18 protein-coding genes, 1 tRNA gene and 1 pseudogene are annotated in these 25,939 nt (G+C 59.8%); 6 read left to right on the top strand and 14 right to left on the bottom strand.

Features of this window, described 5'->3' with window-relative positions; translation table 11 throughout:
• Positions 1–9 precede the first annotated feature (9 nt).
• The 4 genes from K5E40_RS13140 to K5E40_RS13125 all read left to right on the top strand — a co-directional run bounded on the left by K5E40_RS13140 (position 10) and on the right by K5E40_RS13125 (position 7,206).
• Positions 10–1,815 (top strand): phenylacyl-CoA dehydrogenase, encoded by a 1,806-nt coding sequence (locus tag K5E40_RS13140; protein ID WP_221731126.1) that lies wholly within the window; start codon positions 10–12, stop codon positions 1,813–1,815.
• A gap of 222 nt (positions 1,816–2,037) precedes the next feature.
• Positions 2,038–3,327: a GGDEF domain-containing protein gene (locus K5E40_RS13135; protein WP_221731125.1), complete on the top strand. Its 1,290-nt coding sequence runs from the start codon at positions 2,038–2,040 to the stop codon at positions 3,325–3,327.
• A 90-nt stretch (positions 3,328–3,417) separates the two neighbouring features.
• Positions 3,418–5,214, top strand: a complete 1,797-nt coding sequence (locus tag K5E40_RS13130; protein ID WP_221731124.1) for an acyl-CoA dehydrogenase C-terminal domain-containing protein — start codon at positions 3,418–3,420, stop codon at positions 5,212–5,214.
• A gap of 213 nt (positions 5,215–5,427) precedes the next feature.
• Positions 5,428–7,206, top strand: coding sequence for an acyl-CoA dehydrogenase C-terminal domain-containing protein (locus tag K5E40_RS13125; protein ID WP_221731123.1), 1,779 nt, complete (start codon positions 5,428–5,430; stop codon positions 7,204–7,206).
• Positions 7,207–7,432: 226 nt separating this feature from the next.
• Here K5E40_RS13125 and K5E40_RS13120 read toward each other — a convergent pair whose 3' ends face one another.
• On the bottom strand, positions 7,433–8,362 hold the full coding sequence (locus K5E40_RS13120) for a LysR family transcriptional regulator (protein ID WP_221731122.1): 930 nt from the start codon (positions 8,360–8,362) through the stop codon (positions 7,433–7,435).
• A 169-nt stretch (positions 8,363–8,531) separates the two neighbouring features.
• On the opposite strand from K5E40_RS13120, the gene K5E40_RS13115 reads away from it, so the two are divergent.
• Together K5E40_RS13115 and K5E40_RS13110 are read left to right on the top strand one after the other, a co-directional pair.
• The gene (locus K5E40_RS13115; protein ID WP_221731121.1) at positions 8,532–9,800 is read left to right on the top strand and encodes an aspartate aminotransferase family protein; all 1,269 of its coding nucleotides are present in this window, start codon (positions 8,532–8,534) and stop codon (positions 9,798–9,800) included.
• Positions 9,801–9,997: 197 nt separating this feature from the next.
• Positions 9,998–10,156, top strand: a complete 159-nt coding sequence (locus K5E40_RS13110) for a YqaE/Pmp3 family membrane protein (RefSeq protein ID WP_003228885.1) — start codon at positions 9,998–10,000, stop codon at positions 10,154–10,156.
• Between the two features lie 135 nt (positions 10,157–10,291).
• Here K5E40_RS13110 and K5E40_RS13105 read toward each other — a convergent pair whose 3' ends face one another.
• The 13 genes and pseudogenes from K5E40_RS13105 to K5E40_RS13045 all read right to left on the bottom strand — a co-directional run bounded on the left by K5E40_RS13105 (position 10,292) and on the right by K5E40_RS13045 (position 25,881).
• A complete protein-coding gene (locus K5E40_RS13105) occupies positions 10,292–12,103 on the bottom strand; it encodes a S9 family peptidase (protein WP_221731120.1) in 1,812 nt (603 codons plus the stop codon).
• Entirely contained in the window at positions 12,069–13,205 is a 1,137-nt protein-coding gene (gene pqqE / locus K5E40_RS13100) for a pyrroloquinoline quinone biosynthesis protein PqqE (protein ID WP_401134098.1), read from the bottom strand. The genes K5E40_RS13105 and pqqE overlap by 35 nt, the downstream gene beginning before the upstream one ends.
• Before the next feature lie 7 nt (positions 13,206–13,212).
• The gene (pqqD, locus tag K5E40_RS13095; protein WP_221731118.1) at positions 13,213–13,488 is read right to left on the bottom strand and encodes a pyrroloquinoline quinone biosynthesis peptide chaperone PqqD; all 276 of its coding nucleotides are present in this window, start codon (positions 13,486–13,488) and stop codon (positions 13,213–13,215) included.
• The gene (gene pqqC, locus K5E40_RS13090; protein ID WP_221731117.1) at positions 13,485–14,237 is read right to left on the bottom strand and encodes a pyrroloquinoline-quinone synthase PqqC; all 753 of its coding nucleotides are present in this window, start codon (positions 14,235–14,237) and stop codon (positions 13,485–13,487) included. The genes pqqD and pqqC overlap by 4 nt, the downstream gene beginning before the upstream one ends.
• A 132-nt stretch (positions 14,238–14,369) precedes the next feature.
• Positions 14,370–15,281 carry a pyrroloquinoline quinone biosynthesis protein PqqB gene (gene pqqB / locus K5E40_RS13085; protein ID WP_221731116.1) on the bottom strand — a complete coding sequence of 304 codons (912 nt, stop codon included), beginning with the start codon at positions 15,279–15,281 and terminating at the stop codon, positions 14,370–14,372.
• Positions 15,282–15,362: 81 nt separating this feature from the next.
• Entirely contained in the window at positions 15,363–15,437 is a 75-nt protein-coding gene (pqqA, locus tag K5E40_RS13080) for a pyrroloquinoline quinone precursor peptide PqqA (RefSeq protein WP_003422658.1), read from the bottom strand.
• Positions 15,438–15,600: 163 nt separating this feature from the next.
• Positions 15,601–18,015 (bottom strand): pyrroloquinoline quinone biosynthesis protein PqqF, encoded by a 2,415-nt coding sequence (gene pqqF, locus K5E40_RS13075; RefSeq protein WP_221731115.1) that lies wholly within the window; start codon positions 18,013–18,015, stop codon positions 15,601–15,603.
• A gap of 38 nt (positions 18,016–18,053) precedes the next feature.
• The gene (locus K5E40_RS13070) at positions 18,054–18,848 is read right to left on the bottom strand and encodes a carbon-nitrogen hydrolase family protein (protein WP_221731114.1); all 795 of its coding nucleotides are present in this window, start codon (positions 18,846–18,848) and stop codon (positions 18,054–18,056) included.
• A gap of 12 nt (positions 18,849–18,860) precedes the next feature.
• Positions 18,861–20,543 carry an NAD(P)/FAD-dependent oxidoreductase gene (locus K5E40_RS13065; protein WP_221731113.1) on the bottom strand — a complete coding sequence of 561 codons (1,683 nt, stop codon included), beginning with the start codon at positions 20,541–20,543 and terminating at the stop codon, positions 18,861–18,863.
• A 204-nt stretch (positions 20,544–20,747) separates the two neighbouring features.
• Positions 20,748–21,209 (bottom strand): Lrp/AsnC family transcriptional regulator, encoded by a 462-nt coding sequence (locus K5E40_RS13060; RefSeq protein ID WP_007966501.1) that lies wholly within the window; start codon positions 21,207–21,209, stop codon positions 20,748–20,750.
• A gap of 127 nt (positions 21,210–21,336) precedes the next feature.
• Positions 21,337–21,646, bottom strand: a pseudogene (locus K5E40_RS13055) (DUF3077 domain-containing protein).
• A gap of 396 nt (positions 21,647–22,042) precedes the next feature.
• Positions 22,043–22,119, bottom strand: a tRNA-Ile gene (locus K5E40_RS13050).
• A gap of 15 nt (positions 22,120–22,134) precedes the next feature.
• The gene (locus K5E40_RS13045) at positions 22,135–25,881 is read right to left on the bottom strand and encodes a bifunctional diguanylate cyclase/phosphodiesterase (RefSeq protein ID WP_221731112.1); all 3,747 of its coding nucleotides are present in this window, start codon (positions 25,879–25,881) and stop codon (positions 22,135–22,137) included.
• Positions 25,882–25,939 lie beyond the last annotated feature (58 nt).

The raw sequence follows: 25,939 nt of genomic DNA, 5'->3' as shown, positions 1-25,939 counted from the left end.
TTTATCGCTATGCCTGACTACAAGGCCCCCTTGCGTGATATTCGCTTCGTTCGTGACGAACTGCTCGGCTACGAAGCGCACTATCAGAGCCTTCCGGCTTGCGCAGACGCAACTCCAGACATGGTTGACGCCATTCTCGAAGAAGGCGCCAAGTTTTGTGAGCAGGTACTGGCGCCGCTGAACCGCGTTGGCGACACCGAAGGTTGCACCTGGAGCGAGTCCGGTGTGAAAACTCCGACTGGCTTCAAAGAAGCTTACAAACAATTCGTCGAAGGCGGCTGGCCTAGCCTGGCGCACGACGTTGAGCATGGTGGTCAAGGCCTGCCTGAGTCGCTGGGTCTGGCTGTCAGCGAAATGGTGGGCGAAGCCAACTGGTCATGGGGCATGTACCCGGGCCTGTCGCACGGCGCGATGAACACCATCTCCGAGCACGGCACCCCTGAGCAGCAAGAGGCTTACCTGACCAAACTGGTTTCCGGCGAGTGGACCGGCACCATGTGCCTGACCGAACCGCACTGCGGCACCGACCTGGGCATGTTGCGCACCAAGGCCGAACCTCAGGCCGACGGCTCCTACAAAGTTTCCGGTACCAAGATCTTCATCTCGGCCGGTGAACACGACATGGCCGACAACATCGTCCACATCGTACTGGCCCGTCTGCCGGACGCACCGGCCGGCACCAAAGGCATTTCCCTGTTCATCGTTCCAAAGTTCATGCCGAACGCTGACGGCACCCTCGGTGCGCGCAACGCAGTGAACTGCGGTTCGCTGGAACACAAGATGGGCATCCACGGTAACGCGACCTGCGTGATGAACTTCGACGGCGCGACCGGTTTCCTGATCGGCCCGGCGAACAAAGGCCTGAACTGCATGTTCACCTTTATGAACACCGCACGTCTGGGTACCGCGCTGCAAGGTCTGGCCCACGCCGAAATCGGTTTCCAGGGCGGCCTGAAATACGCTCGCGATCGTCTGCAAATGCGTTCCCTGACTGGCCCGAAAGCGCCGGAAAAAGCTGCTGACCCGATCATCGTGCACCCGGATGTACGCCGCATGCTGTTGACCATGAAGGCATTCGCCGAAGGCAACCGTGCGATGGTGTACTTCACCGCCAAACAGGTCGACATCGTCAAATACGGCGTGGACGAAGAAGAGAAGAAGAAAGCCGATGCACTGCTGGCGTTCATGACGCCGATCGCCAAAGCGTTCATGACCGAAGTCGGTTTTGAATCTGCCAACCACGGTGTGCAGATCTACGGTGGCCACGGCTTCATCGCCGAGTGGGGCATGGAGCAGAACGTTCGCGACAGCCGCATTTCGATGCTGTACGAAGGCACCACCGGCATCCAGGCACTCGACCTGCTGGGCCGCAAAGTGCTGATGACCCAAGGCGAAGCCCTGAAAAGCTTCACCAAGATCGTCCACAAGTTCTGCCAGACCAACGAAGGCAACGAAGCCGTTAAGGAATTCGTCGAACCGCTGGCTGCACTGAACAAAGAGTGGGGCGAACTGACCATGAAGGTCGGTATGGCCGCCATGAAAGATCGCGAAGAAGTGGGCGCGGCTTCCGTGGACTACTTGATGTACTCCGGTTACGCCTGCCTGGCCTACTTCTGGGCTGACATGGCGCGTCTGGCAGCCCAGAAGCTGGCAGAAGGCACTGGCGACGCAGCGTTCTACACCGCCAAGCTGCAAACCGCGCGCTTCTACTTCCAGCGCATCCTGCCACGTACCCGTACCCACGTGGCCACCATGCTCTCGGGCGCCAACAACCTGATGGACATGAAAGAAGAAGACTTCGCGCTGGGCTACTAAGCCTTAACGCGGTCTGCACAGCCGCTGCTCCTTTCGGGGCAGCGGCTTTTTCATGCCTGATGAAAAATTGTTTAAGCGATGAAAATTCCCCACTAAAACGCTAAGAAAAGCCGATTTCCTGCCGTTAAAGAGGCTTCGATGTGACGCGCGTCACACCGCATGTGCTTAACTGCTCAAAATGCAGGCACAATGCCATCTTTTGCCGGGTCGGAGTTCTACCCTTTGCCGCGTTCTTCCGCTGTACGTCTCAGCCATTTCCTACCTTCACTGCTGTTGTTGCTCGCGGGGTTGGCGGCTGCGTACGTCAAAGACCTCAACGTGTTCTTCACGTCCCTGTTCAACGTGTTGCCAACTCTGGTGCTGCTGCTGGGCGGTGCTTACTGCGCGGTTTACCGACGTCAGCGCGAACTGTTTCTGATGCTCACGGTGTACATCGCCTACTTTTTGCTCGACACCCAGACCGATTATTACCGCGACAACGGCAAAGTGCGCGAAGACGCTGCCGTGGTGTTCCATCTGGTCTGCCTGCTGCTGCCGTTATTGTTCGGTGTGTTCGCTGCATGGCAAGAGCGTACGCATCTGTTTCAGGACATGGTCGCGCGGTTTGCCGTGTTATTGGCCTTCGGCAGCGTGGCGCTGGGGCTTGAGCAAAGTTACCCACAAGCGCTGCTGATGTGGCTTTCGGAAATCCGCTGGCCGGCGCTGCACGGCGCGTGGATGAGCCTGATCCAGTTGTCGTATCCGGTGTTCATCTCGGCTTTTGTGTTGCTGGCCTGGCAGTACTGGCGCAACCCGCGTCCGCTGCACGCGGCGCAACTGGTCGGGTTGCTCGGGGTGTTCTGGATGCTGCCGAAAACCTTCATCCTGCCATTCACCCTGAACATCATGTGCAGTCAGGTGATGTTGATGATTGCGGCGGCGGTGGCGCACGAGGCTTATCAAATGGCCTTTCGCGATGAACTGACCGGGCTGCCGGGCCGGCGCGCGCTCAACGAGCGCATGCAACGCCTTGGCCGTAATTACGTGCTGGCGATGAGCGACGTCGACCACTTCAAGAAATTCAACGACACCCACGGCCACGACGTCGGCGATCAGGTGCTGCGACTGGTCGCCAGTAAACTCTCCAAAATCAGCGGTGGCGGTAGGGCCTATCGCTACGGTGGTGAGGAATTCGCCCTGGTGTTTGCAGGCAAAACCCTTGAGGAATGCATGCCGCACCTGGAAGTCATCCGCGAGTCGATAGCCTCTTACAACATTCAACTGCGCAATCAGGAAAACCGCCCGCAGGACGATCAGCAAGGTCGTCAGCGTCGCGCCGGCTCCGGTGCGTCCAGTGTCTCGGTCACGGTCAGTATTGGCGTCGCTGAACGCGTCGAGCAGCGCAACCCCGAACAAGTGCTCAAGTCCGCGGACGAGGCGCTCTACAGCGCCAAGGGCGCGGGGCGTAACTGCGTGGTGGCGTTCGGACAGAACCGCCGTGGCGCGGTGCGCATGGACAGTGCCGCCGGTTGAGTGATGACGGCGCATTCAGCGTCTGGACAATGATTGTGGGGCAGGGTGGCCGGCAGTAGGTTGAAGAAATCTGCTGACGGAGAAGCCACCATGCCCGAGTACAAAGCTCCCCTGCGCGACATGCGCTTTCTGATCGACCACGTCTTCGACTTCCACGCCAACTACGCCGCCCTCGGCGCGCATGACGCCAGCCCGGACATGATCAACGCGATCCTTGAAGAGGGCGCGAAGTTCTGTGAGAACGTTCTGGCACCGCTCAACCGCAGCGGTGACGAAGAGGGCTGCCATTTCGACAACGGTGTGGTGACAACGCCTACAGGCTTCAAGCAGGCCTTCGCACAATATGTTGAGGGCGGCTGGCACGGTCTGGCGGCGGACCCGACTTATGGCGGCCAGGGCCTGCCAAGTTCACTGGGGCTGGTTATCAGTGAAATGGTCGGCTCCAGCAACACCTCCTGGGGCATGTACCCGGGCTTGACCCACGGTGCAATGTCGGCGATCCACGCCCACGGCACCGAAGATCAGAAGACCACTTACCTGAGCAAACTCACCGCCGGCCAATGGACCGGCACCATGTGCCTGACCGAAGCCCATTGCGGCACTGATCTGGGCATCATCAAGACCCGCGCCGTGCCCCAGGCTGACGGCAGTTACGCGGTCACCGGCAGCAAGATTTTCATCTCTGCCGGCGAGCACGACATGAGCGACAACATCATCCATCTGGTATTGGCCAAACTGCCGGATGCGCCGGCCGGAACCAAGGGCATTTCGCTGTTCATCGTGCCGAAGTTCTTGCCGGATGCTGCGGGTGAGGCCGGTGAGCGCAACGGCGTGTCCTGCGGTTCGATCGAACACAAAATGGGCATCAAGGCTTCAGCCACCTGCGTGCTGAACTTCGACGGCGCCAAGGGCTTCCTGATCGGCGAGCCGAACAAGGGCCTGAACTGCATGTTCACCATGATGAACCACGCACGGCTTGGTACCGGCATGCAGGGGCTGTGTCTGGGCGAGGCGAGTTTCCAGGGTGCGATCAAATACGCCAATGACCGCTTGCAGATGCGCTCGCTGACCGGCGCCAAAGCCCCTGACAAACCGGCCGACCCGATCATCGTTCACCCGGATGTGCGGCGCATGCTGTTGACCATGAAAGCCTTCAACGAAGGCAATCGCGCATTGACCTACTTCACCGCGCAGATGCTCGATGTCGCACACCTGAGCGGCGATGCCCAAGCGCGTCAGGACGCCGAAGACCTGTTGGCGTTCCTCACGCCGATCTGCAAAGCGTTCATGACTGACACCGGGCTGGAAGTCACCAACCACGGCATGCAGGTGTTCGGCGGCCATGGGTTCATTCGCGAGTGGGGCATGGAGCAGTTGGTTCGCGACTGCCGGATTGCGCCGATCTACGAGGGCACCAACGGCATTCAGGCGCTCGATCTGCTCGGGCGCAAGGTGCTTGGCAGTCAGGGCAAGCTGCTGCGGGGCTTCACTAAAATCGTCCACAAGTTCTGCGCGGCGAATGCCGAGCATGCGCAACTGGGCAGTTTTGTCGCTCAGCTCAACGAGCTGAACCAGCAGTGGGGCGACCTGACCATGAAGGTCGGCATGGCGGCGATGAAGAACCCGGACGAGGTCGGTGCCGCTTCGGTGGATTATCTGATGTACAGCGGCTACATCATCCTCGGCTATCTATGGCTGCGCATGGCGCAGGTGGCGCAGGCGCAACTGGACGCGGGCGAGGGTGAGGCGGATTACCTTCGGGGGAAACTGGCAACGTGCGAGTTCTATTTCAAACGCCTATTGCCGCGCACGGCGGCGCATCGTGCGGCGGTCGAGGCGGGTAGCGATTGTTTGATGAAACTGCCGGCAGAGCTATTTGCTCTCTAAGCGCAAACAAAAGATCGCAGCCTTCGTCGGCTTCTCCAGGTAATCGCGTTTTACCTGGGTCGCTGGCGAAGGCTGCGGTCTTTTTTGCGGTGACTAAAAATAACAAATCAGTCACCGGTTGACCCTATGTGTCGCAAAAGTTGTTGAGGTACACTCAGCCTCAACGAAAGCACCATTCCACGAATCACCTGTTTAGATCTTGCGAGGTTTGCCATGGCTGACTACAAAGCGCCGCTGCGCGATATGCGCTTCGTCCTCAATGAAGTATTCGAAGTCGCCAAACTCTGGGCTGAGTTGCCGGCACTGGCAGAGACCGTTGATGCCGAAACGGTTGAAGCGATTCTCGAAGAGGCCGGCAAGGTCACCAGTAAAAGCATTGCGCCGCTGAGCCGTGCCGCTGACGAAGAAGGCTGTCACTGGGCCGACGGTGCCGTCACCACGCCGGCCGGTTTCCCGCAGGCCTATCAGACTTACGCTGAAGGCGGCTGGGTCGGTGTTGGCGGTGATCCGCAATACGGCGGCATGGGCATGCCCAAAGCCGTGTCGGCCCAGGTCGAAGAAATGGTCAACTCCGCCAGCCTGTCCTTCGGTCTGTACCCGATGCTGACCGCCGGTGCTTGCCTGTCGATCAACGCCCATGCCAGCGAAGAGTTGAAAGCCGCGTACCTGCCGAACATGTACGCTGGCGTCTGGGCCGGTTCCATGTGCCTGACCGAGCCGCATGCCGGCACCGACCTGGGCATCATCCGCACCAAGGCAGAGCCGCAGGCCGACGGTTCCTACAAGGTCAGCGGCACCAAGATCTTCATCACCGGTGGCGAACACGACCTCACTGAAAACATCATCCACCTGGTGTTGGCCAAACTGCCGGACGCTCCGGCCGGTCCGAAAGGTATTTCGCTGTTCCTGGTGCCGAAGTTCATGGTCAATGCCGATGGCAGCCTGGGCGCGCGTAACCCGGCCAATTGCGGTTCGATCGAACACAAGATGGGCATTCAGGCGTCCGCGACCTGTGTGATGAACTTCGACGAAGCCGTTGGGTATCTGGTCGGCGAGCCGAACAAAGGCTTGGCCGCGATGTTCACCATGATGAACTACGAACGTCTGGGTGTCGGTATTCAAGGTCTGGCGACTGGCGAGCGCTCGTATCAGAACGCCGTTGAATACGCCCGTGACCGTCTGCAGAGCCGTTCGCCGACCGGCGCGCAGAACAAAGACAAAGTGGCTGACCCGATCATCGTCCACCCAGACGTGCGTCGCATGCTGCTGACCATGAAAGCCTCGAACGAAGGTGGGCGTGCGTTCTCCACCTACGTCGCGATGCAACTCGACACCGCCAAGTTCAGCGAAGACGTGACCACGCGCAAGCGTGCGGAAGATCTGGTCGCGTTGCTGACGCCGGTGGCCAAGGCGTTCCTGACTGATCTGGGTCTGGAAACCACCGTCCTCGGCCAGCAGGTTTTCGGCGGTCATGGCTACATTCGTGAATGGGGCCAGGAGCAACTGGTGCGCGACGTACGCATTACCCAAATCTACGAAGGCACCAACGGCATTCAGGCGCTGGATTTGGTCGGACGCAAGATCGTCGGTAGCGGCGGTGCGTTCTACAAACTGTTCGCTGACGAGATCCGCCATTTCACCGCAACCGCCAGTACTGATCTGGGCGAATTCACCAAGCCGCTGAACGAGGCTGTCGACACCCTCGACGAGTTGACCGCATGGCTGCTGGATCGGGCAAAAAACAACCCGAACGAAATCGGCGCGGCGTCGGTCGAATATTTGCAAGCGTTTGGCTACACCGCTTACGCCTACATGTGGGCATTGATGGCCAAAGCCGCATTGGGCAAAGAAGCGCAGGAAGATTTCTATGCCAGCAAGCTTGGCACTGCACGCTTCTACTTCGCCCGTCTGCTGCCGCGTATTCACTCGTTGAGCGCGTCGGTAAAGGCTGGCAGCGAGTCGCTGTTCCTGCTGGAGGCGGCGCAATTCTGATGATGTAACGTCATGTAAGCATTCGCTTACACGACGTGCTGCTGTTCTCCCATAGGCGTAGATTGGATCCACGGCTAATCTACATTTCATGGACGTCGCGCAGGAAGCGCAAAGCAACAACACGGACACGTAGGATTCTGCCAGGGTGGCGGAGTGAAATGGATGTCAGGGAAACAGTCTGCAAAGCCCCGCTTCGGCGGGGTTTTCTTTTTCCCGCAGAAAAGTCTCAGGCCAAGGGGGCCAGTGGCGGTGCGCCTGTGAGCGGTCTCTCCTCACGCGCCATCACCTCTTCCAGCAATGTCCGCAATAGCGCCAAAGACGCCTGCTGACGTTGCACATCGCGACACACCAGCCCGACTTTCAACGGCACCCGAGGTTCGCTCAGCGGTTTCCACAGCAGATCCTGATCGTGGTACTCCTTCTGAGAACGTCCCGGCAGCACCGTCGCCAGTTTGGTGTGCGGCAGACTGTCGAGAATCCCCACCATATTGTTCAGCTCGGCCTGTACCTGCGGGCGCCGTCCGAGGCTGGTTAGCTGCGCCTGCCAGATCTGACGAATCTGAAATTCTTCCCCCAGCAGCAACATCGGCAATTCGGCCGCTTGGCGCATCGAGACTTTCTTGAATTCACGCAATGGATGATCCGCCGGGATGACCAGCGTCAGTTCATCTTCGTACAGCATCACGCCATGGAGGCCCGGTTGGCGCGGCGGTAGATAACTGATGCCGATGTCCAGCGAACCATTGAGCAGCCGCCGTTCGATCTCCAGCCCGGTCAACTCATAGATCTGCACAACGAGATGCGGTTGGGCCTTGCGTACGCGTTCGAGCAGTTGCGGCACCAGGCTGGTGTGGACGGTTTGCAGTACACCAATCGCCAGCGTGCGCAACGCCTGACCTTTGAAGTTACCCAGCGCCTCCCGCGCCCGTTGCAAGCCATCGAGCAAGGGCAAAGCGTGGTTGTACAGCGTGTGCGCAGCCAGCGTCGGCAGCAGGCGTTTGCTGCTGCGCTCGAACAGCGTGACATCGAGGTTCTGCTCGAGCTGACGGATCTGCTGCGACAACGCCGGTTGCGAAATCGACAGCCGCTCAGCGGCCCGGCCGACATGGCCTTCTTCGTAGACCGCGACGAAATAACGCAGTTGTTTGAAATCCATAAGTAATGCTTATCGAAAATGCTGGGAAATCGAAATGGCCCGAAGCCGTCAGTGAGCCTAGTCTAACCGCATTCACGAGGCTTACAGGGCCAGACAGCGCGATGACTAGCGTTCGCTTCGACAGTGTTTACATAGGCAGTTCAAAAAACCTCAATCGAGGTTTTACTCAATGAATCTGTTCAGTTTGCGGCGTCAGACGCCAAGCCTTGATGACCTCACATTCGAGGCCGGCCAACCCGACACAGGCGAGCGCCTGATGCCGAGCGTTGAGCGACCACAACAGGTGTTCGTCCGGGGCCAAGGTTCATGGCTATGGGACAGCAACGACCGCGCTTATCTGGACTTTTCCCAGGCCGACGGCGCCAACAGTCTCGGTCACAGCCCTTCAACGCTGGTCAAAGCCATCACCAGTCAAGCCCAGGCGCTGATCAACCCCGGTTTCAACCTGCACAATCGCGGCATGCTCAGCCTCACCGAACGGCTCTGCGCCAGCACCTCCTGCGACCAGGCTTATCTGCTCAACAGCGGCAGCGAAGCCTGTGAGGCGGCGATCAAACTGGCGCGCAAGTGGGGCCAACTGCATCGCGGTGGCGCCTCGCGGATCATCGCCGCGAAACAGGGCTGTCATGGCCGTAGTCTGGCGGCGATTTCAGCGTCGGACAGTGGCAACCTGCCCAACCGCTTCGCTCCGTTGCTGCCAGGTTTCGATCGGGTGCCGTTCAACGATTTGCCGGCGCTGCACGCGGCGGTTGATGCGCAGACCGTAGCCATCATGCTGGAGCCGATCCAGAGCGATGCCGGGGTGGTTCCGGCCACCGAGCATTACCTCAAAGGCGTTGAGCGTCTGTGCCGCGAATTGGGCATTCTGCTGATTCTCGACGAAGTGCAGACCGGCATCGGCCGCTGCGGTACCTTGCTTGCCGAACAATCCTACGGCGTTCGTGCCGATATCGTCGTACTGGGCAAAGGTCTGGGCGGTGGCGTGCCATTGGCGGCGCTGCTGGCGCGAGGCCAAGCCTGCTGTTTCGAACCCGGCGAACTGGGCGGCACGCATCACGGTAATGCGCTGATGACAGCGGCCGGTCTGGCGGTACTCGACAGCGTGCAGGACCGGGCCTTTCTCGAACAGGTCAAAGACAATGGCCAGCATCTGCGCGAAGGTCTTGTGCGTTTGGCCCGTCGCTACGGCCACGGCGAGTTGCGTGGCCAAGGGCTGTTCTGGGGCCTCACCCTGTCGGACGATTCAGCCGAAGCGGTGATCCAGGCCGCGCTGCACGAAGGCCTGCTGCTCACCGCTGCGCAACCCGACTGCGTGCGCTTCACCCCGGCGCTCACCGTCAGTAAAGCCAACATCGACGAAATGCTCCTGCGCCTGGCCCGAGCCTTCTCCCGCGTGCGTACCGCACAGTTGCAATGCCGCAAAGGGATTGCCGTCTGATCCGAACTGTCCTACCCGAATTCAAGAACCGTCTCGCGGTATAACGCACGCCCTACGCCTGATTCTTTTGGCGTGGGGCGTTTTTTTGTACGCGGTACTGGCAAACAGCAGGCAGACGCAGTGAACCCTGACGAACGGTAAAGGTCGATTAGTTTGTATGGCTCAAATGAGCCAGCCCCCCACTCAGGAGCTGCCCCATGGACTTTATTCGCATCATCATCGCTATTCTGTTACCGCCGCTGGGTGTGTTTCTGCAGGTCGGGTTTGGCGGGGCGTTCTGGTTGAACATTCTGCTGACGTTGTGCGGCTATATTCCCGGGATCGTGCATGCGGTGTACATCATTGCCAAGCGTTGAGTTCTGCGGCGTCAGGTGAATAGTCTTCGCGAGCAAGCCCGCTCCCACACGGGATCTGTGTTGTTCACAAATCCCCTGTGGGAGCGGGCTTGCTCGCCAATGGGGCGACTCGATGGATGAAAGTGGGTGTGGATCTCAGTCCGCCAACCCCATCACCCGCCGATAAAACTTCCACTCCTGCTCCAACGCATGCGCCTGATTGACTGCGCGGCGGAAGCCATGGTGCTCATCGGCGTAGTAATGCGCCTCGACCGCAATGCCGTTGCGCTCCAGCGCCTCGGCCATGTCGCGGGTCTGTTGCGGCACCACGACGGCGTCCAGTTCGCCCTGAAAGAAAATCACCGGTACGCGGATATTGCTCGCATGCAGCAACGGCGTGCGGGCGGCGTAGCGTTCGGCGTCTTGCTCGGGATCGCCGATCAGCCAATCCAGATAATCACCCTCGAACTTGTGCGTCGCTCTAGCCAAAGCCACCGGATCGCTGACCCCATAAAGGCTGGCGCCGGCACGAAACACCTGATGAAACGCCAAGGCACAAAGCGTGGTGTAGCCGCCCGCGCTGCCGCCACGGATGAACGCACGTTCAGCGTCGATCAGCCCTTGTGCGGCGAGATACCCCACCACTGCGCAGGCATCTTCGACATCCACATCGCCCCAGCTCAGATGCAACGCCTGCCGATATTCGCGGCCATAACCGCTGCTGCCGCGATAGTTGAGGTCAGCGACGGCGAAGCCGCGTTGCGTCCAATACTGGATGCGCGGGTCAAGCATCGGGTAGCAGGCCGAGGTTGGGCCGCCATGGATGAACACCACCAGCGGCGGTTTCACTTCACCGCTCATGGCCGGATAAAAGAACCCGTGAGCCTCCCCCGAACCGCTGGGGTAACGCAGGGTTTGTGGACGGCTGATGCGTTCGGCGGGCAACGGTGCAACACCACCAGCCAGCACTTTTACTTCGTGGGATGCGCGATCAATGGCGATCACTGCCGAAGGGCTGATCGGTGAGGCCGCGATGCAATAGATGAATGGCTGATCCAGCGCGAGATGACGGAAGCGGCTGTAGTCGCCGGTGAAGTCTTCGCCGTTCAGCGCGAGGCGGCCGAAACCGCCTTCACTCCAACTGGCCAGATAGCCATCGCCAACGGGTAACCAACTGCAGCCACCCAGTTGCCACGGCGCAGGCGCATGATCGGCTTCGGCGCTTGGCAACGCTTGCAGACCATCGTCTGTTTCGCCCCACGGCTGCCAGAATCCGCCGCGATCAGTCAGACAAAACAAGCGGTTTTCGGTATTGAATCGCGGTTGCTGGATCGACTCCTCAACCCCGTCACCCGCCAGGCAACGTGGCGCGGAAAAGCCCCCGTCAGCCGAGCGCCCAGCCACCATCAACCGAGTCGAAGTCCACGGCTGATGCGGCCGGCTCCACTCGATCCACGCCAAACGCTGGCCATCCGGGCTGATGATCGGCGCGGCATAAAAGTCCGCGCCCTCGGCCAGCAGATGACGTGTGCCGTCAGCCAGATCAATCGCGACCAAACGATGCTGATCGTGGTGTTCCTCCACTGCCAAGACCCGACCCTGGGCAACATGCAGATCGCCGTAGCGACACTCACCCGACGTCAGCGCTTCAGGCTGACCATCCAGCGCCTGTCGATACAACTGCTGATCCGCCTCTCCGACGAAAACCACCCCGTCGGGCGTCAGACAAAACGCCCCACCACCATATTCGTACACGCGGCTGCGCACGCTGAAGCCTTCGGGTGTCAGACATCTCGCCACGCCATCGCGCCAATGCCAGATCCGGCACGTCGCATCCTCCGGTCGATATTCATTCCAGAACAAACCGTTGCTACCCAGTTGCAGTTCGGCGAAATCCATCCCGGCGGCGACGGCTTGAGCGGCGCTAAAAGGCTCAGCTTTTAGCGATGAGGCGTGAGTTTCGTTCATTGCGAAAGGCCAATTGTTCGATGGTTTGAGTGGCGTGCTCGGCTTCTTCACGGGCCTTGAGGATCACACCGTGATGTTCGGATTTGCTGCACACCGGGTCGGCATTGCTCGCGTCACCCGTGAGCATGAACGCTTGGCAGCGACAGCCGCCGAAGTCCTTTTCCTTCTCATCGCAGGAGCGGCACGGCTCGGGCATCCAGTCGTACCCGCGAAAGCGGTTGAAGCCGAACGAGTCGTACCAGATGTGCTGCATGCTGTGGTCGCGCACGTTGGGAAATTGTACCGGCAGTTGTCGCGCGCCATGACAGGGCAGGGCAGTGCCGTCCGGAGTGACGGTCAGAAAGATGCTGCCCCAGCCGTTCATGCAGGCTTTCGGGCGTTCTTCGTAGTAGTCCGGGGTGACGAAAATCAGCTTGCACGGATGCCCTTCGGCTTCCAGCTTGGCGCGGTATTCGTTGGTGATCCGTTCAGCGCGCACCAGTTGTTCCTGGGTCGGCAGCAGACCGACACGATTGAGCTGTGCCCAGCCGTAGAACTGGCAGGTGGCGAGTTCGACGAAGTCCGCTTCGAGCGCGATGCACAGCTCGATGATGCGGTCGATTTTGTCGATGTTGTGCCGATGAGTGACGAAGTTCAGCACCATCGGGTAGCCGTGGGCTTTCACCGCACGGGCCATTTCCAGCTTCTGCGCGAAAGCTTTTTTCGAGCCGGCGAGCAGGTTGTTCACCTGCTCGTCGCTGGCCTGAAAACTGATCTGGATGTGATCGAGGCCAGCCTTCTTGAAGTCGCTGATTTTCTGCTCGGTGAGCCCAATGCCCGAGGTGATCAGGTTGGTGTAGAACCCAAGCTTGCGTGCCTCGCCGATCAGCTCGGCGAGATCCTGGCGCACCAGCGGTTCGCCACCGGAAAAACCCAACTGCGCCGCGCCCATTTCCCGCGCCTCGCGGAACACCTTGATCCACTGCTCGGTGCTCAACTCTTTGCCCTGCTCGGCGAAATCCAGCGGATTGGAGCAGTACGGGCATTGCAGCGGACAGCGGTAGGTCAGCTCGGCGAGCAGCCACAGCGGCAGGCCGATCTCTGGCTTGGGCGGTACTTGCACCGATGAATCAGGCAAGTTCGATCCAGTGCTGCGCACGGGCAACCTCCATGAATTGCTCGATGTCGTCACCGAGTTCGGGCACGCCGGGGAACTGCTTGTCGAGTTCGCCGATGATCGCTGCAACATCGCGCTCACCGTCGATCAGACCGCCGATCAGCGCAGCGCTGTCGTTGAGTTTGATCATGCCTTCGGGGTACAGCAGCACGTGGCCCTTTTGCGCCGGCTCGTACTGGAAACGGTAGCCGGGGCGCCAGGTCGGGATCTTGCTGCGGTCGAAACTCATAAGGTGATTCCTTTATGCCAGACCCGTTGCTCGGTCACGCTGTGATAGGGCGGGCGGTTCAGTTCGTAAGCCATGCTCATGGCATCGAGCATGCTCCAAAGAATGTCCAGTTTGAACTGGAGAATTTCCAGCATGCGCTCCTGACCTTCGCGAGTCTTGTAGTGCTCAAGGGTGATCGCCAGGCCATGCTCGACATCCCGGCGCGCTTGGCCGAGGCGGGTGCGGAAATATTCGTAACCGGCGGGATCGATCCACGGGTAATGTTGCGGCCAACTGTCGAGGCGTGACTGGTGGATCTGCGGCGCGAACAGTTCGGTCAGTGAACTGCTGGCAGCTTCCTGCCAACTGGCGCGGCGGGCGAAGTTGACGTAGGCGTCGACGGCGAAGCGCACGCCGGGCAATACCAGTTCCTGAGAACGCAATTGATCCGGATCGAGGCCGACGGCTTGGCCCAAGCGCAACCACGCTTCGATACCACCGTCTTCACCGGGGGCGCCGTCGTGGTCGAGCAGGCGCTGAATCCACTCGCGGCGGATTTCGCGATCCGGGCAATTGGCGAGGATCGCTGCGTCCTTCAGGGGGATGTTCACCTGATAGTAGAAGCGGTTGGCGACCCAGCCCTGAATCTGTTCGCGGGTGGCGCGGCCCTGGTACATCGCCACGTGATACGGGTGATGGATGTGGTAGTAGGCGCCTTTGGCGCGCAGGGCGGCTTCGAATTCGGCTTTGGACAGCGGGGTGTCGGTCATTGCGGTTCTCCGGGGAACAACCCTAGAAATCTCTTTTGTTTGCACTGGCCTCTTCGCGAGCAGGCTCGCTCCCACAGGTTGATCGCATTCCAATGTGGGAGCGAGCCTGCTCGCGAAGGGGGTCTCAAAGGCTTACAGCACAATACTCATGCCATCGAACGCCACTTCAACATCACGCCGCGCCAGTTCCGCGCGCTCCGGCGAATCCTCGTCGAGAATCGGGTTGGTGTTGTTGATGTGGATAAGCACCTTGCGTTGCTCGGGAAGCTGTTCCAGCACTTCGAGCATGCCGCCAGGGCCGTTCTGCGCCAGATGGCCCATCTCGCGACCGGTGCGGGTGCCGACGCCACGGCGCTGCATTTCATCGTCGTCCCACATTGTGCCGTCGACCAGCAGGCAATCGCTGCCCGCCATGATCTCGAGCAACGGCGCGTCAACCTTGCCCAGACCCGGGGCATAGAACAGTTTGCCGCCAGTCTTCAGGTCTTCGACGATCAGGCCGATGTTGTCGCCCGGGTGCGGGTCGAAACGATGCGGCGAGTAGGGCGGTGCGGCGCTGCGCAATGGCAGCGGGGTGAAGCGCAGGTTCGGGCACGCGGCGACGGTGAAGCTTTGATCGAGTTCGATACGGTTCCAGTCCAGTCCACCGTTCCAGTGGGTGAGCATGGTGAACAACGGAAAACCGGTGCTCAGGTCTTCGTGAACCATGTCCGTGCACCAGACCTGATGCGGGCAGCCTTCGCGCAGGCTGAGCAGGCCGGTGGTGTGGTCGATCTGGCTGTCCATCAGGATGATCGCGCTGATCCCGGTGTCGCGCAGCGCACGGCCCGGTTGCATCGGGGCGAAGCTCTGCAACTGGGCGCGGATGTCCGGCGAGGCGTTGCACAACACCCAGTTCACACCGTCATCGGAAATAGCGATGGACGATTGGGTGCGAGCCTTGGCATTCAGGCTGCCGTCGCGAAAGCCTGCACAGTTGACGCAGTTGCAGTTCCACTGCGGAAAACCGCCACCGGCGGCCGAACCCAGAATCTGGACGAACATGAACGCTCCATCATTTCAACGCTGAAAATAAAACGCCTCGGCGAGCCGAGGCGTTGCACTGCAATTCTGACGAGGCAGAACTCAGCGGCTGGCGAAATACATGGTGACTTCGAAGCCGATACGCAGGTCGGTGTAAGCCGGTTTTGTCCAGGACATCAGGTGACTCCTTCAATAAAAGGGCGGGTGGGATAGCGCTATCCATAGGTATAGTCCACGGCAGCGCAGGGACGTTCCAAATAGTTAGGCGGCTATGTTACTCAAAATTTCAGAGGGATTGTCCGTGAATCTTTGAGAAAGCTCCTTGCAGCCTCGGTAATGATCATTTTCCCGCTTGCCAGGGTGCGCCCGGTATTGGGCCGTTGGCGAGGCAGTGCCAGCCGCCTTCGGCAGCGGTTAATCGTTGCGCGGCGGCCAGCAATGTCGTTCGACTCAATTGGCCGATTGCCGCGACCAGTTGCTCCAGATAATCCGACGGGTGGCCGGCGAGTTTGGCCTGCCAGAGCAGTTCGGCAGCGTCTTTGAAAGGCAGATGAGTGCTATCGAATTGATCCGCCAGGCGTTGGCGCTGTTGGTCGAGACCGGCCTCGTCAGTGGATTCGATCAGTGCGCGATTGCCTTCAAGGAATTGTTGAATGTGGCCGAGCAATTCTGTGGTCGCAACGTTGGGTGATTGCACGCCAAACAGCAACCCGACCTGACCATGGATCTGTCGCAGTGCGCTGAACACGGCATAACCCAACTGCAACTCGACCCTCAGGCGTTGATAGAACGGCGTCTGGCAAAGCTGTGCGAGCAAGCGCCATGCGGCTTCGTCGGCGATATCGCGCCCGGCGGTCGGGCAGAACAGCAACAAGGCGTGTTCGCTGGACGCTGTCTCGATGGGGTGCCACAAATGTTGTGTGGTAATCGCTGTCGGTGCCGGCAACTGATTGTCAGGTACGCCGGGAATACGGCTCAGGGCCAGGCCCATTGCCGATTGGGTCTGTGGATGAAGGCCCAAGGCCAGGCCATCCCAGCGAGAAGTTGTCCACAGGTGTTTGGCGTCGTTGCAGGTGTTCGCGGGTTGCAGACAATGCTCCGGGAGTGCCTTGAGCAGTTGGCGGATCGGTATCAATGCCGCTTGCGCCTCACCCGGCAGGGAATCGGCGTCAACTTGCGTCAGACATTTCAGCGCGTGCTCAAGGACGCTGGGCATGGGCTCTTGCAGCCCGGTCAGTTTCAACAGCCATTGATTGCCGCCCATGCTGAGCGATAACTCGACCCCGGCCTGACGCGCATCATCCTGAGTTGCTCGCAGACTGCGCAGCAGCCTCGATTGCAGAGCTGCAGAGGCCGCCGCCTCCAGTTGCCAGCGCAGATAAATCGCCCCGTCATCACCGTTGTCCGGCAAGGCCTGACTGAATTGCATTGGCGAACGTTCGCGACGCCCGCGTGAGCGATCCTGAGCAAACGTGCGCAGGCCTCGGTGGGCGCTGGTTTGTCCGCGGATCAGTCCGGCGTTGGCCAGCGGCTCGTTGGCCCGCAGGAAAGGATTGGCGGCGGGCAGGTGCCAGTGGCGACTGAAGTTATCCACAGTGCCCATTTCGCGCAGCATTCGTTTCAGCGCGCTCGCCCCCGATTCCGACAAACCGCTTTCGAGTTGCTCGCTGTCGAGCCGCGCCAGTGGCAACGCACCGCTGACTTGGTGTTGACGCGCAAGCACGGCGGCGTATTCCTTGCGCAGCGGCGCCCAATCCTGTTGCGCAAAGAAACTCAGCCAGTCGCGCGCGTGTTCGCCAATGGCACCCAGCGATTCGGCGGGTGCATTGAACGCCAGATGCAGCAAGGCCTGCTCGGCAAAGTGATACAGCGGCGCTGCGTGCAGGCCGTCAGCCAGACCCTGTGCCTGCAAGTACGCCAGCAATCCACCTGGTTTGGCGCTGTTGAGCCAATGGCAGAGAAACGCCATCGCCTCAGCCGACGACTCGGGCAAAGTGTCGAACGCAAACAGCAGATTGCAGCGCTGTTCACCGACCTGTTGATAACTGCTCACCGCCAGCGGCAGGCTCACGGCTTGCGCAACGTGATCCCCGGTCGGCAACGTCGCCGCAAACTGCACGGCCAGTGCGCGCAATTGTTCAAGGCTCTGCGGCCCCACCAGGCTCAATGTCATTTGCCCGGTGCGATAAAACTGCTGGTGGAAACCCTTCAACGCCTGTTGAAACAGCGGCTGCTCCACTTGCAGGCTGTCTCGATTCCCCGCATGAAACCCGCGCAATGGATGCTCGGCTGGCAAACCTTGGTACAACGCAAGATCCTGCTGCGCCTCAGGATCTTGCGACCAAGCGATAAATTCCGCCTGCAGCACTTCCCGTTCCCGCAACTGATCGTCCAGATTCATACGCGGATGGGCGAGCATGTCTGACAGACGCTCAAGCCCGCCGCTGAACGATTGCGTTGGCAACTCAAAGAAAAAGTCAGTCGTACGCTCGTCAGTGCTGGCATTCACCTGCCCGCCGTGACCTTGCACGTAGGCCATCAACCCTTCGCTCGCAGGAAAACGCTCAGTGCCGAGAAACAGCAAATGCTCAAGAAAATGTGCCAGCCCCGGCCACGCCAAGGGCACGTCATGGCTGCCGGCAGTCACCCGTAACGCGGCGGCACTGCGCTTCAAACCGGGCGCATGACGCAGGGTTACGCGCAAGCCGTTGGCCAGGGTTTCGGTGTGGGGGCGGGGGTGAGTCGGCGCAGACATGGGCACTTCCAGAACAGTGAAGTGCCAATGCTAGCGGATTAGCGCTTGTTCAGCGCGCCGTAAAGCTCGGGGCGGCGATCGCTGAGGTAGTGATTGGCGGCGCGGGAGTCGATCATCAACTGCCGATCCAGTTCGCCGACGATCAAGGCTTCATCCAGACCGGCCTGAGCCATGCGGCTGCCGTCCGGTGCGGCGATGCTGCTTTGCCCGCAATAGTGAATGTCACCTTCATGGCCGCAGTAGTTGGCGTAAGCCACGTAACACTGGTTCTCGAAGGCACGCGAGCGGACAGTGACGTCAGCGACGAAATCGAACGGAATCATGTTTGCCGTCGGCACCAGAATCAGTTCGGCGCCTGCCAGGGCCAGGCGCCGGGCGTTTTCCGGGAATTCCAGGTCGTAACAGATCAGGAAACCGAGCTTCCAGCCATTGAGTTCAACCACGGGAAACGCGTCTTCGCCAGGACTGAACATCGAACGATCGAGATCACCGAACAGGTGCGTCTTGCGGTAATTGCACAGGCGTTCGCCCTGGGCGTCGATCAACTGCACAGCGTTGTAGATCTGCCCGTCAGCGGTGCGCTCGGGATAACCATAAACAATCGCCAGGCCGGCAGCCTTGGCGATCCGGCCGATCTGCTGCGCCCATTCACCGTTGTAGACCTCGGCCAATGTACTGACCGCCTCGGCGCCGATGTTGTAGCCGGTCATGAACATCTCCGGCAGCACCAACAGATCGGCGCCTTTGGCCTCCATCGCCAATTGATGCAGGCGTTGCAGGTTGGCGGCGGGGTCCAGTGGCAGCGGTGGACATTGGTAAAGGGCTACACGCATCAGGGATTCCTCTTACTCAGGCAGGGCGATAGGGCCGATGTCTTTGAACACATCACCCGGGCCCGGGTTCTCTTTATGTGTAGAACCGCCGAAATGGTTCATGATCCCCCACACCGCGTTGAGCGAGGTCTGCACCGCGCCTTCGACCCAGGCCGGCGTCCACGACACGTCGTCACCGGCGATGAAAATCCCACGCTGCTCGGCTGGCATGTCGTCCTGCATGAAGTGCGCGTACATGCGCTGGTTGTAGCGATAGTGGCCGGGCAGGGCGCCTTTGAATGCACCGAGGAAATGCGGATCGGCTTCCCACGACACTGTGATCGGATCGCCGATGATTCGCGCGGCGATGTCGACTTTCGGGTAGATCTTTTTCAACGCGTTCAACGCCAGTTCCACGCGTTTTTCCACAGGGTGCGGCAGCATCTTCAAGGCGTCGCTCATCCACGAGTACGACAGGCAGATCACGCCCGGTTTGTCGTCGCCGTTGTCGAACAGATAGGTGCCACGGGTCAGGCGATCGGTGAGGGTCATGCTCATCAGGTCGCGCCCGGTTTGCGGGTCCTTGTCCTTCCAGAACGGCCGATCGACCATCACAAACGTCTTCGACGATTGCATGTAGCGGGTGCGGTCGAGCGCCATCCACATCTTTTGCGAGAACAGGGTTTCGTCGCATTCGATCTGCGTGGTCAGCAGCCAGCTCTGGCAAGTGGTCAGCACGGCGGCGTATTCGCGGGTGTCGCCGTTGTTGTCGGTGACGGCGAAACGGCCATCGGGCGCATGGGCAATTTTCTTCACGCCTGAACGCGGCGCGCCACGGTGCAGGGACTTCAGGCTGGTGCCTTCAGGCCAGTGCACGCATCGCTGTGGCACATGGCGCCAGATACCCTGCGGCACTTGTTCAACGCCGCCGACCACCAAATGTTGGTGATCGTCGCAGTTGGTCATCACCACCCGGAAGATTTCCAGCATCGAATTGGGAAAGTCCGAATCCCAGCCGCCGGTGCCGAAACCGACCTGACCGAACACTTCGCGGTGATGGAACGATAACTTGGCGAACGCTTCGGACGTGGCGACGAAATCGTAGAAGGTACGGTCATCCCACAGCGGCACCAGGGTGTTCCACAGCTCTTTGAGGCGCGGCACATCACGGTCGCGAATGGCTTGCTGGATATCGGCGAACTGTGAACCCGCCTCTAACGCATCAGCCCAGGCGTCAGCCACTTCCTGAAACAAGGCAGGAAGATCCGCCAGTTTCTGTGCGTAATGGGTTTTGCCTTCCAGATCGATCACGGTGCTGCCGGAGGCGGGCGTCAGCGGGTTGGGGAAGGGCTTGGTTTCGAGGCCGAGTTTGTCGACGTAGTGATAGAACGTAGTGGAGGACACCGGGAAACGCATGCCACCGAGTTCGGCGACGATACCGTCAGTGCCGTTGAACGCCTGCGAGCGCAGGCGGCCGCCGAGTTTGGAGGCCTCGTAAACCACCGGTTTGAGGCCGAGCTTCATCAGCTCATAGGCCGCCACCAGACCTGCGATGCCGGCGCCGACGATCGCCACTTCAGCACCGTGGTGATGCTCGGGAATGCTGCCCAGGCCGGCCGGGTGTTCGATCCAGTCGTCGAAGGCGAACGGAAAGTCCGGGCCGAAAATGGTGATTGGCTTTTTACCGTCTGCAGGATGGCGATTGTTCTTGTTCATGGCTGACCTTGCTGGCGACCCGACACAGGATGCGTGTCTGAGTATAGGAAAAGATGCCAGCCATTCTAGGGAGCGTGGAACACGTTAATAAGACGCAAAGTGTCGTCGTTTTGCCAGTTTATCGATCAAAGTGACGAGCCAGTGCTACACACCGCACTGTGGGAGCCAGCCTGCTGGCGATGAGGCTCTCTCAGCCACCCGCGATTAAACCGGCTGTCCCCGATCAATCTTGCTACTCAAGATGATCGACGTGGTGGTCTTCTCAACCCCATCCACACTGCCAATCTGATCCAGCAGTTGATCCAGTTGCTCCGGTGAATCCGTGCGCAACCACGCCACATAATCAAATTCGCCGCTCACCGCACACAACTGCTGCACCTGCGCCATCGCACTCAACCGGCGCAACACCTCTTTGCCGGAGCGCGGCTGCACCTTGATCCCGACATACGCCTGCAACCCGCCATCGACCACGCGTTGCCCCAAACGCACACCATAACCGGTGATCACTTTGGCCTTTTCCAGGCGTGCCAGCCTTGAAGTCACGGTGGTGCGCGCAATGCCCAACTGCCGAGCGAGCATGGCGACGCTTTCGCGGGCGTTGATTTGCAGAGCGGCGATCAACTGGCGGTCGATTTCATCAAGCGCGGGTGGGCGGGTGTCGGGCAAGGGGGGCTCCATGGGGCGCTGGTTGGTTGGCCTGCGCATGTTACAGGCTCCGAGGGTTGGATATGGATATCAGCGTGTTTAGCATCAACGCCTCGATTCACCGGGGCGCAAATCGAGGAAGGTCGTGCTAAACCTGCGTTTGGTTGCGTGTCGTGAAGCGTTGATGGTTGATGACCTTCACCACATCATCAATCACCGCTTTGCTCATCGCCGCCAGAAAATGAGCGCCCCAAGCATAGCGGTCGGTTTTTTTGTCGTAAGCGGCGTCTTCAGCGAAGGCTTTGACGAGAAACAGCAGGTCGGAGGCTTGAGACAGGGCAACGCCGATCGGGACGCCGGCGCTGACGTGGAAAAGAGGTTGATTGGAGCAGTAGATGAAGGGGGGTAAGGCCGATGGTTTTCAGGTCTGAAGGCGTGGACGAGTCTTTTTCAGTCATGGTGATACTCCTAATTTGAAGAGGCACCACATTCGTTTCCATGCGAATGGGTGACAGCTGCGCGCAGGTTGGAAACCGGAAAATTAGGAAACCGGCACGTCCGAATACGTCCCGCGCGCAGCCGTCATAAATCTGGATCGCAGACTAAAAATCTTTGCGATCACGAAGGCAGAGCGTTGTTGTCATTAATTTAACCGGGTTTCCAAGCCCGGCCGCTGATGAGCAGCGACGCCTTGAGAGTATCCCGTCAAAGAAATGCCCAACAGACGCCAAACCGCCTCAAACCACAGCTTCGGAACTTGCCTACAGCCCTCGGGGAAGTCTTCCGAACATTGCACTCGTAAAGACCAAACCATCGCCCAAGAAAAAGCCGCGCATTTAGCGCGGCTTTCAAAGTGGTGGGCCCACACGGACTTGAACCGTGGACCAAAGGATTATGAGTCCTCTGCTCTAACCAACTGAGCTATAGGCCCTCAGTAGGCCGCGGATTATAGCGATGGTTTCTCGGCTGTGCTATCCGAAAAATCCGATACGGCAATATGCAGAAACGTTGCGGCGAATTCTTCGGGCGGCAGGGGAAGGCTGACGATGTAGCCCTGGATCTGTTCGCACCCTTCGGCGGCGAGGAATTTCTGTTGGGCCTGGGTTTCCACACCTTCGGCGATTACGGTGAATTGCATGCTCCGTCCCAGCGCGATGATGGCGCGCACAATCGCCGCGTCGTGGGGGTCGTCGGGCAGTCCGCGAACGAAAGACTGGTCGATTTTGAGGATGTCCAGCGGCAGGCGTTTGAGGTAACTGAGTGAGGAGTAGCCGGTGCCGAAGTCGTCGATCGCCAGTTGTACACCGAGGTGTTTGAGCTGGTGCAAGACGGCCAGCGCCTCTTCGGCCTGACTCATGATGAAATTTTCGGTAATTTCCAGTTGCAGTAAGCCTGGCTGCAGGCGGTTGTCCTTGAGCAGTTGTTCGATGCGTCCGAGCAGGTTTGGCTGGCGCAATTGCGCGCCGGCGAGGTTGACCGACAGCGGCCCGAGGCTTTCGTAGAGCTGATTCCACTCAAACATTTGCCGGCAGGCGGTTTCCAGCACCCAGTCGCCGATCTGCAGAATCATGCCGTTCTCTTCGGCCAGCGGGATGAAGTGCTCGGGCGGCACGTCGCCGAAGGTCGGATGACGCCAGCGGATCAGTGCTTCGGCGCCCACAAGGCTGTGGTCGTCGAGACTGATTTTGGGTTGGTAATACAGATGCAGCTCATCGCGCTCGATGGCCCGGCGCAGTTCGTGTTCCAGCGCCACGCGTTCGCTAGCCTGGGCGGTGAGGTCGCGGGTGTAGCTTTCCACGCGGTTGCGGCCTTTGGCTTTGGAGCGATACATCGCGGCGTCGGCGTTTTTCACTAGGGTGGCGACGTCGCAACCGTCGCGCGGGTACAGGCTGGTGCCGATGCTGGCGCTGATGAAGAACTCGTGTTCGCCGGCCTGGAAGGGTGCACCGAAGCAATTGAGCAGTTTGGTCGCGATATTGTCGGCGTCGCTAGCCTGTTGCAGGCCCGGGAGCAGGATGATGAATTCGTCGCCGCCTAGCCGCGCGACGGTGTCGATGTCGCGCACTTGTTCCTTCAAGCGCACCGCGATACCCCTGAGCAGCAGGTCACCGACGGGGTGGCCGAGGCTGTCGTTGATGTGTTTGAAGCGGTCGAGGTCCAGGAACAGCACCGCACCTTGGCTGCCGTTTTCCTGCTGGTTGTTCAGCGCCATCAGCAAGCGGCTTTCGAACAGCGTACGGTTCGGTAGGCCGGTGAGCGGGTCGTGGTGGGCTTGGTAGTCGAGTTTGGCCTGGGCATGCTTGAGGCTGGAGATGTCAGCAAACACCGCAACGAAGTGAGTGATGAATTTGTCGCGGTTACGCACGGCGCTGATGGTCAGCCAGCTCGGATACAGTTCGCCGTTCTTGCGCCGGTTGGAAATCTCGCCCTGCCAGTGACCTTCGTGGGTCAATTGATGCCACATGGCGGCATAAAATGCGCTGTCGTGCAGGCCCGAGGCGAGCAGGCGAGGGGTGTGGCCGAGTGCTTCGCTTTCGCTATAGCCGGTGATCTCGGTGAAGGCTCGGTTGACCGCACTGATGTGTTGCTGGGTGTCGGTGATCAATACGCCTTCGGCGGTGCTCTCGAACACGGTCGCAGCCTGTTGCAGTTTTTCCTGCATCAGGTGGCGTTCAGTGATGTCGCGGGCGATGGTCAACATGCAGTCTTGTTCGCCGATCGGCAGCGGACGGCTGGACACTTCGCAGAGACGAATCTGGCCGTCGCTGCGGCGGATATGGCAGGTGAAGTCGCGGACGAAGCCGTCGCGATGCAGCAGGTCGAGCATCTGCTTGCGTTCGTTGAGGTTGACCCAGATCCCCAGGTCCAGCGCCGAGCGGTCCACCGACATCGCGCTGTTGAAGCCGGTGATGCGGCTGAAACCTTCGTTGACTTCCAGCAGCAAACCGTCGCTCTGGCGTGACAGCAGCAAACCGTCCGGTGAGGCGTGAAAGGCCTTGGCGAATTTCTCCTCCGAGGTTTGCAGTTGCTGTTGGGTTTCCTTGAGCTGAGTGATGTCGCGCACCACCACCACCAGTGCAGGCGTCGTGTCGAGTTCGAACGGCTCGGCGGAGATCAGGCCGGTGAACACTTGGCCATTGTTGCGCCGGAAGGGCATCTCCAGGTTGCGGATGCTGCCGGCCTGTAAGCGCTGCAACAGCCCCGGACCCACGCCGGGAATGCCCCAGATGTTCAGGTTGGTGGCTGTCTGGCCGATGACCTCTTCGGCTTTCAGGCCTATCTGCTCCTCGAAGGCTTCGTTGACCTCCAGCAGGCAGCCGTCGGATAGCCGAGCAATCACCAGAATGTCCGGACATTGCTGGAAGACCGAGGCGAATTTCTGCTCCGAGAGCCGCAAGGCTTCTTCGGTGCGCTTGGTCTCGCTGATGTCGATCATCAGTCCACGCATTACCGGTTCGTGACCGTGTTCGATCAGGCTGACGATGTCGCGCACCCACAGGCAGCGACCGTCGGCGGTGATCACCCGGTAATCGAGGCTGTGATCGCGTCCAGCCAGCACTTCGTGATCGCAGAAACTCTGGGCGCGAGTCAGATCCGCCGGATGGATGATGTTGCGCCAGAAGCCGGGGACCAGCCAATGCGCCAGCGGATAACCGAGCAGATCTTCAGCGTGGGGCGACACATAGCTGTAAGTGAAGTCGCTTATGCGCGCCTCCCACGCAATGGCCGAAAGGCTCTCCACCAGGCCGCGATAGTGATACTCGCTGCTGCGCAGTTCCTGTTCGAGGTTGATGCGTCGGGCAATTTCCGAGCTCAGGCGCCGATTGATGCGGATGACGGTGACCAGAATGATGACCAGCAATAACAGACCGGGAAGGCCGTAAACCAGTAAATCGGACCAGAACGTTCGGTGATCGAGGACGTTACCGACCCAGTGCTCTTGAATGCTGCTGATTTCAGCTGGGGTCATGTCCGCCAGGACTTTGTCCAGAATCCCTACCAGCATCTTGTTCTCGCGCGGCACAGCCATCGCCAGTTGATAGCGATACGGGGTTTCGCCGCTGACATACAAGCCGTCGAGCTTGAGTTGGCGCAGGCTCCAGACGCTTGAAGCGAGGTCGCCGACCACCGCGTCGACCTCATCGGTCGCCAGTGCCTGTAAGGCCGAGCTGACATTGGGCATGGCGACAAGATTCAGGTCTGGGTGGTTGATACGAAGCAATTCGTGGGGCGCATAGTTTTTCACTACGGCGATTTTCAGGCCGTAGAGATCTTCTATCTTGCGCGGTTGCGCGCCGCCGACATGGGACAGGATGACAATCGGGAAGTCGAGGTAAGGGCGGGTGAACGACAGGTAGTTCTGGCGCTCCGGGGTGGACATGATCCCCGGCAGCAGGTCGATCTTGCCGCTTTTGACCTGTTCCAGGACTTGCGTCCAGCTCGAAGGCTCGATAGGTGTGAGCTTGATCGCCAGACGCTGGCGTATGACGTCGATGTAGTCAGCCGCCAAGCCCTGATAGCGTGCTTGGTCATCGCGAAACTCAAAGGGCGGCCACGATGCATCCACACCCAGGTGCAAGTCGGGGTGAGCCGCCAGCCAGCTACGTTCTTCATCGGTCAGAGTCAGCGCGGCAGCCGTTGCGGTCCAGATCATCAGTGACAGCAAAAAAAGCACGGACGCCAGTCTGGGCATAACGCTCTCGTTATGGCTCAAGGGGGATTGTTTCGAGTGTAGACGGGGTATGCAGGGG

Origin of the sequence: Pseudomonas baetica (assembly GCF_019733355.1) — a bacterium.
Classification (GTDB): domain Bacteria; phylum Pseudomonadota; class Gammaproteobacteria; order Pseudomonadales; family Pseudomonadaceae; genus Aquipseudomonas; species Aquipseudomonas baetica_A.
This window is presented reverse-complemented; position numbering and strand designations above follow the sequence as displayed.

Bases quoted from the DNA above. Each gene is read 5' to 3' on its own strand.
- K5E40_RS13140 (WP_221731126.1), top strand. From the start codon at position 10: ATGCCTGACTACAAGGCCCCCTTGCGTGATATTCGCTTCGTTCGTGAC.
- K5E40_RS13130 (WP_221731124.1), top strand. From the start codon at position 3,418: ATGCCCGAGTACAAAGCTCCCCTGCGCGACATGCGCTTTCTGATCGAC.
- K5E40_RS13125 (WP_221731123.1), top strand. From the start codon at position 5,428: ATGGCTGACTACAAAGCGCCGCTGCGCGATATGCGCTTCGTCCTCAAT.
- K5E40_RS13120 (WP_221731122.1), bottom strand. From the start codon at position 8,362: ATGGATTTCAAACAACTGCGTTATTTCGTCGCGGTCTACGAAGAAGGC.
- K5E40_RS13115 (WP_221731121.1), top strand. From the start codon at position 8,532: ATGAATCTGTTCAGTTTGCGGCGTCAGACGCCAAGCCTTGATGACCTC.
- K5E40_RS13110 (WP_003228885.1), top strand. From the start codon at position 9,998: ATGGACTTTATTCGCATCATCATCGCTATTCTGTTACCGCCGCTGGGT.
- K5E40_RS13105 (WP_221731120.1), bottom strand. From the start codon at position 12,103: ATGAACGAAACTCACGCCTCATCGCTAAAAGCTGAGCCTTTTAGCGCC.
- pqqD (WP_221731118.1), bottom strand. From the start codon at position 13,488: ATGAGTTTCGACCGCAGCAAGATCCCGACCTGGCGCCCCGGCTACCGT.
- pqqC (WP_221731117.1), bottom strand. From the start codon at position 14,237: ATGACCGACACCCCGCTGTCCAAAGCCGAATTCGAAGCCGCCCTGCGC.
- pqqB (WP_221731116.1), bottom strand. From the start codon at position 15,281: ATGTTCGTCCAGATTCTGGGTTCGGCCGCCGGTGGCGGTTTTCCGCAG.
- pqqF (WP_221731115.1), bottom strand. From the start codon at position 18,015: ATGTCTGCGCCGACTCACCCCCGCCCCCACACCGAAACCCTGGCCAAC.
- K5E40_RS13070 (WP_221731114.1), bottom strand. From the start codon at position 18,848: ATGCGTGTAGCCCTTTACCAATGTCCACCGCTGCCACTGGACCCCGCC.
- K5E40_RS13065 (WP_221731113.1), bottom strand. From the start codon at position 20,543: ATGAACAAGAACAATCGCCATCCTGCAGACGGTAAAAAGCCAATCACC.
- K5E40_RS13045 (WP_221731112.1), bottom strand. From the start codon at position 25,881: ATGCCCAGACTGGCGTCCGTGCTTTTTTTGCTGTCACTGATGATCTGG.